The sequence below is a fragment of the Acinetobacter oleivorans DR1 genome (assembly GCF_000196795.1).
GTDB lineage: Bacteria > Pseudomonadota > Gammaproteobacteria > Pseudomonadales > Moraxellaceae > Acinetobacter > Acinetobacter oleivorans.
Genome location: NC_014259.1, coordinates 951,762 through 963,483, shown reverse-complemented (window position 1 = coordinate 963,483; position 11,722 = coordinate 951,762). Strand labels below are relative to the sequence as shown.

Annotated in this window: 11 protein-coding genes; 8 read left to right on the top strand and 3 right to left on the bottom strand. The window is 37.7% G+C overall.

Annotated features, from left to right (window positions below; translation table 11 throughout):
- Positions 1-3: 3 nt before the first annotated feature.
- From tolA to pal, 3 genes are all read left to right on the top strand, one after another.
- On the top strand, positions 4-1,467 hold the full coding sequence (gene tolA, locus AOLE_RS04485) for a cell envelope integrity protein TolA (RefSeq protein WP_013197073.1): 1,464 nt from the start codon (positions 4-6) through the stop codon (positions 1,465-1,467).
- A 93-nt stretch (positions 1,468-1,560) separates the two neighbouring features.
- Positions 1,561-2,841, top strand: a complete 1,281-nt coding sequence (gene tolB, locus AOLE_RS04480) for a Tol-Pal system beta propeller repeat protein TolB (RefSeq protein WP_013197072.1) — start codon at positions 1,561-1,563, stop codon at positions 2,839-2,841.
- Between the two features lie 27 nt (positions 2,842-2,868).
- Positions 2,869-3,429, top strand: coding sequence for a peptidoglycan-associated lipoprotein Pal (gene pal / locus AOLE_RS04475; RefSeq protein WP_013197071.1), 561 nt, complete (start codon positions 2,869-2,871; stop codon positions 3,427-3,429).
- 57 nt (positions 3,430-3,486) lie between these two features.
- Here pal and AOLE_RS04470 read toward each other — a convergent pair whose 3' ends face one another.
- Positions 3,487-3,672, bottom strand: a complete 186-nt coding sequence (locus tag AOLE_RS04470; RefSeq protein WP_004790651.1) for an NF038105 family protein — start codon at positions 3,670-3,672, stop codon at positions 3,487-3,489.
- Between the two features lie 184 nt (positions 3,673-3,856).
- On the opposite strand from AOLE_RS04470, the gene AOLE_RS04465 reads away from it, so the two are divergent.
- From AOLE_RS04465 to AOLE_RS04445, 5 genes are all read left to right on the top strand, one after another.
- Positions 3,857-4,828, top strand: coding sequence for a class 1 fructose-bisphosphatase (locus tag AOLE_RS04465; RefSeq protein ID WP_013197070.1), 972 nt, complete (start codon positions 3,857-3,859; stop codon positions 4,826-4,828).
- 59 nt (positions 4,829-4,887) lie between these two features.
- Entirely contained in the window at positions 4,888-5,664 is a 777-nt protein-coding gene (locus AOLE_RS04460; RefSeq protein WP_013197069.1) for a TrmH family RNA methyltransferase, read from the top strand.
- 159 nt (positions 5,665-5,823) lie between these two features.
- Positions 5,824-6,438 carry an RNA polymerase sigma factor gene (locus AOLE_RS04455; RefSeq protein WP_013197068.1) on the top strand — a complete coding sequence of 205 codons (615 nt, stop codon included), beginning with the start codon at positions 5,824-5,826 and terminating at the stop codon, positions 6,436-6,438.
- Positions 6,428-6,748, top strand: coding sequence for a hypothetical protein (locus tag AOLE_RS04450; RefSeq protein ID WP_004643705.1), 321 nt, complete (start codon positions 6,428-6,430; stop codon positions 6,746-6,748). The genes AOLE_RS04455 and AOLE_RS04450 overlap by 11 nt, the downstream gene beginning before the upstream one ends.
- Positions 6,738-7,127: a DUF3106 domain-containing protein gene (locus AOLE_RS04445; protein WP_004790640.1), complete on the top strand. Its 390-nt coding sequence runs from the start codon at positions 6,738-6,740 to the stop codon at positions 7,125-7,127. The genes AOLE_RS04450 and AOLE_RS04445 overlap by 11 nt, the downstream gene beginning before the upstream one ends.
- A 91-nt stretch (positions 7,128-7,218) precedes the next feature.
- Here AOLE_RS04445 and AOLE_RS04440 read toward each other — a convergent pair whose 3' ends face one another.
- Together AOLE_RS04440 and rbtA are read right to left on the bottom strand one after the other, a co-directional pair.
- On the bottom strand, positions 7,219-9,654 hold the full coding sequence (locus AOLE_RS04440) for a CSLREA domain-containing protein (RefSeq protein ID WP_013197067.1): 2,436 nt from the start codon (positions 9,652-9,654) through the stop codon (positions 7,219-7,221).
- 18 nt (positions 9,655-9,672) lie between these two features.
- Positions 9,673-11,532 (bottom strand): rhombotarget A, encoded by a 1,860-nt coding sequence (gene rbtA, locus AOLE_RS04435; protein ID WP_081399117.1) that lies wholly within the window; start codon positions 11,530-11,532, stop codon positions 9,673-9,675.
- Between the last annotated feature and the right edge of the window lie 190 nt (positions 11,533-11,722).

Here is an 11,722-nt window from a genome sequence, read left to right as displayed (position 1 = left end):
GCTATGAATAAAAATCAAAAGCCACACTTTAAACAAAATGCGATTGCATTGAGCTTCACACTAGGAGTTCATGCAATTGCCATTGTTGGCTTGCTTTTTTTAGGCTTGAGTAAACCACCTGAACAGCCAAAAAAGCTAACAACTATTTTAGTTAAGCCAGAAGATTTACCTCCTCCTTTAGCCAAAGAAGTTGAACAAGAAACTACAGCTACCAATGAAGCAAAAGAGGTGTTAACCCCTATTGTGGATGAAACGCTTCCTGAAAATCTTCCGGCTACGCCTCCTCCTCCAACCGCTCAACAACTTGCTGCTCAAAAGCAAAAGGTCGAACAGGCACAGCAAGCAAAATTAGCTGAACAAAAACGCAAGGCTGAGGAAGCGGCGAAAGCTAAACAAGCAACAGAGCAGCAACGTGTAGAGGAAGCACAAAAGCAGCAGGCTGAAGCTAAACGTCAAACTGAAGCTAAAGCAAGAGCGGAAGCTGAACAAAAACGCAAAGCCGAACAAAGTGCGAAAGCTGAAGCAGATGCTAAGGCTAGACAAAAAGTCGCTGAAGAGGCTAAGCGTAAAGCTGAGACCGATGCAAAGCTGAAACGTGAGGCTCAAAAGTCTGAAAATGCTAAACTTTTAGCCCAGCAAGAAGCTAAACGTAAAGCTGAAGCTGAGGCAAAAGCCAAGCAACAAAAAGCTAATGATGATGCTAAACGTAAAGCCGACGCAGATGCGAAAGCCAAGCAACAAAAAGCTAATGACGACGCTAAACGTAAAGCCGACGCAGATGCGAAAGCTAAGCAACAAAAAGCTAATGACGATGCTAAACGTAAAGCTGACGCCGATGCAAAAGCTAAGCAGCAAAAAGCTGCTGACGATGCTAAACGTAAAGCTGACGCCGATGCAAAAGCTAAACAGCAAAAAGCAAATGAAGATGCCAAACGTAAAGCTGATGCCGATGCAAAAGCTAAACAGCAAAAAGCCAATGACGACGCTAAACGTAAAGCTGATGCCGATGCAAAAGCTAAACAGCAAAAAGCAAATGACGACGCTAAACGCAAAGCTGACGCCGATGCAAAAGCTAAGCAGCAAAAAGCTGCTGACGATGCTAAACGTAAAGCTGAAGCAGAGGCTGAAGCAAAAGCTGCATCTGCTCAAAAAGCACAAGAAGAGGCAGCTCAAAAGAAAGCCGAAGCTAAAAAAGTTGCTTCTTCAGCTAGACGTGATTTTGAGCAAAAAATTCGACGCTCTTGGGATGTTCCAACGGGCAGTAGTGGTAAAACAGTTGGTGTTCGTTTTACCCTCTCAGATTCGGGAAGTGTCAATTCAATTGTAATCACGCGTTCAAGCGGAGATGATGCTTTAGATGCAAGTATTAAGGCCGCAATTCAAGCCTCTGCGCCATATCCTATGCCATCAGACCCAGATGCAAGACGCGAAGCAAGAAGTGTTACCTCTACATTTAGAGCGCAATAATTTTGAAAGAGTTACATGCTTTAAATAGTTTAAGGCATGTAACTATGCTACAAAATCAACAGTCACAAAAATACCAGCTATGACTTTAAACTTATGAATACGAGCCGCAAACACCTGCTATCTTTAGCATTGATCACCGCATTAAGCCCTGTAGCTCCTACAACTGCTTTTGCCCAGTTATATCTGGAAATTGCTAAAGCACCAGATCAGGCACCTAAAATTGCTATTGTCCCGTTTAATAATGACAATGGGCTCTCTCCTATTGTTGAAACTGACTTAAACCGTTCTGGACGCTTTACAAGCTCATCTAAAAATTTACCTGCTAATGCTGCAATCAATCAGATTCAAGCTTCTGACTGGCAAGCTGCCGGAATTCCATATGTAGTTACAGGACAAATTAAACAAACAGCTACGGGTTTTGAAGTTCATTACCAACTTTATGATGTACAAAAGCAGCAATACATTTTAAATGAACTTTTAAATGTACCCGCTTCACGTATACGTCAAGCTGGCCATATGGTAAGTGATGCTATTTATCAAGCACTTACAGGCATTCCTGGTGATTTTAGTGGCCGTATTGCGTATGTACTCAGAAACCCTGCCACCGCTGCAGAGCGTTATACTCTACAAATTGCAGATACCGATGGTGAACAGCCAAAAACTGTTTTGTCATCTCGTGATCCAATTCTTTCTCCGGCATGGACACCAGATGCCAAGAAAATTGCTTATGTTTCTTTTGAAACCAAACGTCCAGCAATTTATCTACAAGATTTATCTACTGGAACACGTGAAGTACTCACTAGCTTTAAAGGCCTAAATGGCGCACCGAGTTTTTCACCTGATGGTCAATCAATGCTATTCACAGCATCTATGAATGGCAATCCAGAAATCTATCAAATGGATTTATCAACTCGCCAAGTTAAACGTATGACAAACGACTCGGCAATTGATACAGAAGCACGTTATACACCAGATGGAAAATCGTTTATTTTCACTTCTGACCGTGGTGGTTCAGCCCAAATCTATCGTTATACCTTTGCTGATGGTTCAGTAAAACGTCTAACGTTTAAAGGTTCATTTAATGCACGCGGAACTTTGAGTGCAGATGGCAAAAAGATTGCTCTTGTTCATCGTCCAAGTGGCAGCAGTTATAAAGTTGCAATTCAGGACATTAATACTGGCATCACCAATATTCTTACTCCAACCAGTTTAGATGAATCACCAAGTTTCTCACCGAATGGGCAAATGGTGGTCTACGCGACTCGTGAAGGTAACCGCGGCTTGTTATCTATCATGTCTACTGATGGACGTTTCCGTATGAATTTACCAAGTGAACAAGGTGAAGTACGTGAACCAGCTTGGGCACCAAAATAACTTTTAATTCCATTGATGGAGAAGATCATGAAATCAATCAAATATTTAGCTTTACCCTTTCTTAGCGTAGCACTTGTAATGACGGGTTGTGCTAGCCGCAAACCAGCAACAACTACTGCAACTGGCACAAATCCAAGTACAGTTAACACATCTGGTTTAAGTGAAGATGCGGCATTAAATGCTCAAAATTTGGCTGGTGCTTCATCGAAAGGTGTAACTGAAGCAAATAAAGCTGCTTTGGCTAAACGCGTTGTTCATTTTGATTATGACAGTAGTGATTTATCTACTGAAGACTATCAAACGCTTCAAGCCCACGCTCAATTCCTTATGGCAAATGCAAATTCAAAAGTTGCATTAACTGGCCATACAGATGAACGTGGTACACGTGAGTACAATATGGCTTTAGGCGAGCGTCGTGCTAAAGCTGTACAAAGCTACTTAATTACCAATGGTGTAAATCCACAGCAACTTGAAGCTGTAAGTTATGGTAAAGAAGCTCCTGTGAATGCAGGACATGATGAATCTGCGTGGAAAGAAAATCGCCGCGTTGAAATTAATTACGAAGCAGTGCCTCCTTTATTAAAATAAGGCATATGCATAAAAAAACGCTCATATTTTATGAGCGTTTTTTTATAACAACACAACTTAAGAAGATTTCTTTTCTTCTTCAGAATGTTGCATAGATTCAATCAAATCATGCTTATTAAAATCTTTATATTCAGGCTTAGCCTCATAGTCTTTCCAAGCTTCCTGAACATTTTCTTTCGAAATTTCATCTAGATTGATTGGTTCACCTGCTGTTGGGGTAGCATCAAACTTCTTTGTTGTCATTTCGATTCTCCTAAAAATATACAGTCCGTTGTCATATAATCAACATACCATTTAAAATGGGGGTTGTAAGCATAAATCCAACACAAATAAAGTAAGATAATTTTTATTTTGTGACATTCTCATCTAGAATATGCCACGTATTTATCTGACTCATTTTGATGCTTGAAGCACAGGAGCTTTTTTTATGTCCAACCTCACATTGTCCCAATTTTTACAACAACAAAAAGGGAATCTAACACCTGAGTTGGCTCAAGTCATCGACACTATCGCCACCACCTGTAAAACGATCGATCAAGCCTTACAAAAAGGTGCGCTCGCTGGTATTTTGGGTAGTGCTGGTAATGAAAATGTTCAAGGTGAAACACAGAAAAAACTTGATGTGATTTCAAATGACTATTTAATTGATGCTTTAAAAGTTCATCCACAAGTGGGTGGCCTCGCTTCTGAAGAGCTTGATGAGTTCACACCTGCACAAGAAAATGGTAAATATTTAGTTTTATTTGATCCATTAGATGGCTCAAGTAACATCGACATCAATATGTGTGTAGGTACAATTTTCTCTATTCTGCCTGCAAAAAATGCAGTAACCCAAGCAGAAGATTTCATGCAAGCAGGTACACAGCAAGTTGCTGCTGGTTACGTACTTTATGGTCCATCAACCATGATGGCCTTAACTGTAGGAAATGGCGTAGTATTCTTTACTTTAGACCCAGAAACTCAAACATTCTTGCTTACTACTGACAATGTTCAAGTTTCAGCAGATACTCAAGAGTTTGCAATTAACGCATCTAACCAACGTCATTGGGAAGAACCTGTAAAACAATATATTGATGAATTACTTGCAGGTAAAACATCTGTACGTGAAAAAGATTTCAATATGCGTTGGGTAGCATGTATGGTGGGTGATATTCACCGTATTTTATGCCGCGGTGGTATTTTCCTTTATCCATACGACTTAAAAGACCCGAAAAAAGCAGGTCGCTTACGTTTAATGTATGAAGCAAACCCAATGAGTATGCTGATTGAACAAGCTGGTGGCACATCAACTACAGGCCGTGTTCGCATTTTAGATATTGAACCGACAGAACTTCACCAACGTGTTCCTGTAATTATTGGTTCTAAAAATGAAGTTGAGCGTGTAACAAGCTATCATTAATAATTTTAATTATTTAGGGCATCATAGTATCATGATGCCCTTTTGTTGGATATTTTCTCATGGCGGTTATTTTTTTAGAATCAAAAGACAATGCAAAAATTAAACATTTGCGTGGGTTAATCGAACTTAATAGCGCCCGAAAAAAGCACCAACAAACAGTTCTTGAAGGTACCCATCTCTGCTTGACGTGGTTACAACAGCAAAAGAAGATTTTTTCTTTATTTACGACAGAACAAGCATTAGAACATACTGATTTAAAAAAAATAATTGAACTACATCAAGGTCATATCTTTGTTATTAGTGAAGTTTTATATAGAGATTTGAGCACACTTGGTACAAGCTTACCTTGTTTAGCTATTATTGATTTACCTAAAACTGCATCAACAATTGACTATAAAGTAGATACTTTAATTCTGGAAAATATACAAGATCCAGGTAACGTAGGCACATTACTACGTTCAGCAGCGGCAGCAAATATTAAACAAATTATTTGCACACAAGGATCTGCATCACTTTGGTCGCCACGAGTTTTAAGAGCAGGCATGGGCGCTCATTTTAGCTTACATTGTTTTGAAAACTTCCAACTCACAGATATTCTTCCAAAATTTCCAATACCAGTTTTTGTTACAAGTTCTCATCGCTCAACTAGTCTTTACTCAAAAGATCTTTCAAAACCATGTGTCTGGATTTTAGGAAATGAAGGCCAAGGTGCAAGTGATTACGCCCTAGATCATGCAGAATCTGTAACTATTCCTCAGCCTGGTGGACAAGAGTCTTTAAATGTAGCAATTGCAGGATCAATTTGTTTTTTTGAGATGGTTCGTCAACGCCAATAAAACGTTAATTTATTTTACATCTCACATATTTGTGAAAAAAATCAATTACACTAGTAAAAAATAACCGATTGTTGTCAACCTCCCACCTCTTTTCAACGTTATATAAGAGATATATTGAAGATAAGGTGGGTATGTCCAATGACAGGATTTTCCATCTCCATGGATTTAGCACCGAAAAAGTCTCGATCGGAAACATCTAGTGCTCATGCAAGCACGGCTGAACAACGCCTGAAAGTTTTCATGCAAGATGTTACTGGTCGTGCTTTGGTGATGATGGAGAGTGCTACCCAAGGTCAACAAGGTATTGCGATGGATTTGGTTCAAGAAGCATTTATTGCTTTACACAAATCTTATGCCGATAAAAGTACTGAAGAATGGTATCCCCTGTTTTATACTATTTTAAACAACAAACTTCAGGACTGGCGCCGCAAAGAATCTCGTAGAGCAAACCCATTTTCATTCTTCAAAAAAGTTAGTCTGGATAGTGACGACGATGAAGTTATTGATGTAGTTGATGAAAAAGCCATTAATCCTGCGGATTTTCTTGATCAAGCAGTGACTATCGAAGAAATTCGAGAAGCAATTTCAAGGCTACCTGTTCGTCAACAACAGGCATTTATGTTACGTGCGTGGGAAGGTTTTGACACACACACAACAGCTCAGATCATGAACTGTACTGAAGGTAGTGTAAAAACCCATTATCACCGAGCAATTCAGGGACTTAGAGAGTACTTAGCCCATTTAAATCCCTTGGGAGGTTCTGATGAATCATGATGATTTCACTAAAAAGGTGACGTCTAAACTTGATAGTTTGGCACATCACCATAAAAATAAAACAGTGGTCATGAATCATGTGCTTGACCATATTCAACAAAAACCAGCCTCTTTTTATAGTGTCTGGAAAATGTCTGGTTTTGCACTTGCAGCTGCGATCACAGGTTTTGTAATTTTACCTAATTCAGCAGATATTGTTGATAAGCCGCAAAATCAAGTGATTGTAAATCCTAAATTATCTCCACAAATGGTGGAAGATTTAGAAATGCTAATGGTCTTGGGTGAGGATAAAGTACAACATGGCAGCTAAAAAATTAGCACTTATCCTTTGTTCATTAAGTTTCCTGCAAACGAGTTTTGCAGGTTTTGAACGATTTTGGATTTTTTCTAAGGATGCCAATACACAAGTTGATGACACATGGAATGCTCTTTCTGAAGAGGAACAACGTGCAGTTATTAAACGCTACCAGAGCTTAAAAGAGTTACCAGCGAATCAAAGTACGAACCTACAGCAACGTATGGACTGGTTTACTCAACTTCCCGATGCTGAAAAAGAAAAAATGCGTGAAGCATGGCAAAAAATGAGTACACAAGAGCGTAATGACTTACGCCAGCGTATGCTTAAAGCGAATGGCGAAGAAAGAACAGCTATTCGTGAAGAGTATATGAACAAGTATTTAGAACATTAAATATAATTCTGTAAAATTCATACACAGTGACTTTAATGTCTTAAATAATTTTCTATGAAAAAACCTCCAATTGGAGGCTTTTTTATACAGTTTATTTACGGTAGCGTCTATAGACCGCTAAACCAAGTAAAGATGCTAAAGACAAAATTCCTAAGCTACCACCACCGCCCCCACCACTTCGAGAATCATCTGTGGTAGTTGCAGTACTTATTAGATTAATTGTCCCAGCCTTAGATGAGATTTTACCATCTGCATCATAAACGTTATAGCTTAATGAATCGTTGAAAACATTAAAGACGTTATTTGCCTGAATATAGATATTTCCGCCATAACAAATTTTATCCTTGTCATCTTTTGGACATGGTCCTTCTTTATCAGCTTTAACTACTTTAAAAATACCATCTTTCGATGTTTTACTTGGTAAATAAATTGGTAACTCTACACCCTTTTCATTTACCCAAAATTGTGATTTAGGCTTTAAAAGCTTGTTTACAGGCCCATCACCGTCATCGTTAGCATATTTAAGTAAATTCAAAGGAATAGTTTCATTTGCAAGATATTTAAAGGTAATTGTTCCATCGCCAGAAATCGGTTCAATATTATTAAAACGAGCTTTTATCAGACCGCTTGAGCTTAATTTATTATCAGCTGTTGTAATTGTATATTTACAATAAGCATAGGTACCAGCTTGAGTCACCGTATCGTCTTTGCGATAAAAAACAATTTGCTGTAAAGCACTATTCCACTCACAGAATACCTTGTCCTGATCAGATAGATCTTTAACTTGTTGAGCATCATATTTATCATCAAGAGATCCAATACCTAATGGCTCAGTTACAATACGATAATCTGTGGTGTTGAAGAACTTCAGCACATGATTAGCGTCTTCAGTCGGTAAAGGTAAATCATAGTTCTTTAAATCAAGATAGATTGCGCGATACTTAAGATTTGCTTTAGTTGTATCAATTAGGTTCTTAAATTCAGCTAAACGTACTTTATAGTAAGTAATAAAGTTAGAAGGCGTCTTAGGGTCCTTAATATAATTATCAAATAAATCATAATTTTGTTGATAAGTATCAATTAAAGTTGTTAATGAAATATTACTAACATCCTCTAAATCACCTGCAGTGAGCTTCATTAACTCCACAGAACCAATATCACAACTATTACGACTGTCTGGCTGATAATATGAGGTACTATCTGTCAAACGGTTTAAACCACGTTGATCAATTGTGGCACAACTTCCTTTACTATCTTGATCAACGTCAATTAAATCTGTGCTAGAAGAAATATTTTTTGGATAGTAAATAGGTAAGAACCCAGTATAAGCAGTTGCCGCTTGTAAAGGACTTAATAAATTGCTGAATGCTTGTGTACTAATATTAATATTAGTCTGACCATCTGGTAGAGATTCCTTTGGAACATCACACTTTGCTGTTGCTGATGTCCAGTCAAGTGCATTGAAATCCAGAGTCAGACCAACACTCTTTTGCTCTGCTGCCGCACCTAAAAGATATTTACAAGCATAACTTCCAGTATTATAAGCCAATACGTTAAAACTTAGCTTTTTTGCGCCCAGTTTGTCGTAGAGGAAAGTACTATTCGCATTGTTTTCAACAATTGTATTATTTAAAAGTACTAAACTACTGCTTGAACTTAAAATACTTGATGTATTGGCTGGATTATTGGTATCACCAGTAAACTTAATAATACTGCCGTTCGTACTATTCGCTATATTTTTTGCAATGGTATTAACCGATAATGTCGCACTAGGTTTACCACAGAACTCAAATGTACTTGTTGAAGCAGTATTACCATTATTCACAATACTATTTGATGTAAGGGTAATCGTACGTGGTGCATAGACAGTATCACTAAAACATCCCATTGATAAAACACTGCCTTGTGTTGCGTTATTACCTTTAAGTAATGAATGACTTGCTGACAAAGTAATATTAGGTGAAGCTAAATAAATTGCTCCACCGTTTGTTGCTTGAGATGATAAAATCTGGCTATTTTGAAAAGCAATATCAGCACCAGCATAAATCGCGCCACCCTGGCCAGTTGTAACGCCATTTTCAAGAATTACATTATTTAAGGTCAAGGGCTGTTTATAGGTAGTCGTATTGAAAATGCGTGATTTACCTTGAGCATTAATACGTGTTTGTAAGTCAAGTTGTGCAGGATAATCATTAGTTAATACGCTTTTTTTCTGCCAATCTACGGGATCAGCACCAAAAATAGCAATATTAGCATTTGGAACTAATTCCTTATTTAGAGTGTAAACTCCTGCTTTAAGCTGAATCGATTTTTGTGTAGTTTCACGCGTATCAATAACAGTACATCCACCATACGATTTACGCAACTCAGCTGTTTTTATCGCTTCACGCAATGAACAAGCATTAGTATTGTCGCCATCTTCATCGTCAAAAGTTGTAACATCAATTCTTCCAGTCGTTGTATCTGCAAATAATGGCATCGCAGAAATCACAGCTAATGCTAATAAAGCCTTTTTATAATTTTTCATAGCCTTTATCATCCTTGATTATGACTTTAAACGTCTTAAAGCAATTAAGCCAAATAGACCAAAAACTAAACCACCACCTACACTTCCGCCTCCACCCGCACTTACAGATTTATCTTCAATACCTGATGGTGGATCTTGTACGATTTGAACTGGAACAGTTAGATAAACATCTGCAGCATCATTAAAACGTGTGGTAGTAGTAACGACTAATAGATTAAATACATCTGCTCCATGCCAGTTCCCATTTGGAACATAAGTTAAATTTCCCTGAGCATCAATAGTTAAAGTCCCTTTAGATGGTGTACTGGTTTGAACAATCTTCATACATCCAGACTGCCAAGCTTGACCATCTGTTCTTTTTCCGAACATTTTTTCACATGTTCGTGAAGAAACTAACTCACCATCACCTATCACATCAGCAATATTAAATTTGGCAATTTCTCCATATTTAATATCTTGACCATGCGTACTAATATCATCTCGGTTAATTGTTAATTCAATTGAACCTAAATCGCATAGCTCATCATAACCACTACGATTTTTTCCACGTTGGTCCTGTTTTTCACAACTTGCTAAGCCGACAGAAGTACCATCACTATATAAACGACCTTTGTTAATTAACAATGATTGTGAAAGGCTAGTATATTTATCGAGAATTCGAGGTTTAAAGAAACCTAAGAAACTATCACTTGGTGTTGAATAAGGGCAAAGCAATCCATCTGCAGGTGGTACATCGCAAATTCCTTCATCTGCATTCCCTGCAATTAATTTTTCATTAGCTGAATATATAATATTTGGTAACTCTGCCGAAGCATTACGATTACATTCTGTTGTTACTAAATTGCTCTGCACAATGGTTTTATCTGTTGCAGATACCTTACAGTTCGTCGTATTGCCTACTAAAATACTATTAGAGACAGAAGCTTTTCCTTGTGGAGCATCAAAATATAAGCCTCCCACATTTTTAATTAGAGTAATATTATTGATCACCATGCCATCACGGACATTGGCAATAAAACTACCTTTATTATGAAAAATCGTACTATTACTTAAACCAATAATACGAGAGGTTAAATATCCTCCCGTACTTTCATCTGCAAATTTAGTTTCAGCATGAAACAATGTGCCATTTGCTGCAGTTACTTCATTATCACGCACTACAGAGCGACTGATATAGTAAAGTGGCATATCACTATATAAAATGCCCCCCTGACTCGCTTTATTATTCTGTATCAGGCTATTAGTAATCGTTACTGAGCCTGCTGTTTTTGTAGTATTTGATAAAATCCCTGCGTTATAAATTGCTCCGCCATTTGTTGCATAGCCATCCAACAAACGTGAATTTTGAATAACTAATTGTTCATGATTATAAATTAAACCGCCGTTACCCTGCGGTACTGCACTCTTTGAACCAGCACCTTTTAAATTGACATCAACAAATGAAACTGTAAAAGAAGCTTTTTCAACACTACCATCATCTATACGGAATAGTTGATCCGTACCAACCATTTTAATCGTTGCATTATGAGAGTTGGGAGCTCCTTCCTCAACCAGAGTAGAATCATTTTTTGCAGTACTAATAGCTACAGGAACAGTAATTACTATACTTTTATTCAAAGTATATTCTTTATCACGCTGCAAAATAATATTTGAAGAAGCATCTTTATTTCCGCAACCATTGTAACCGTTTGCATATTTTTCAACATCAGCAGCATTGGAAGATGCACGATATTTTAGAAATTGTATTGCTTCTCGTAATGAACAGACCGTGTTATCGACGTCTTCATCAGTTGTAGTTGTGACTTGAATATCGGCAGAATAAGCGTGTCCAGCAGCAGCCAATAAAGCAAAAGCAATGCTCCGTTTGAGCATACCCATCTCCTTACATCTTTTTTCATTTTTCTTTGTCAATATTGCAAAATTTCCGCTTTTGCAATCGCATCCTTTGTGCGTACTTTGTCACAGCAAGTAGAATTTCTCAAGACATTTTGGTCGGTCTGTAGAGTCATTTTTGAATCAGCTTACAAAAAGCTTCATACATTTAAAAAACTTTTTTAAATACAAAAAT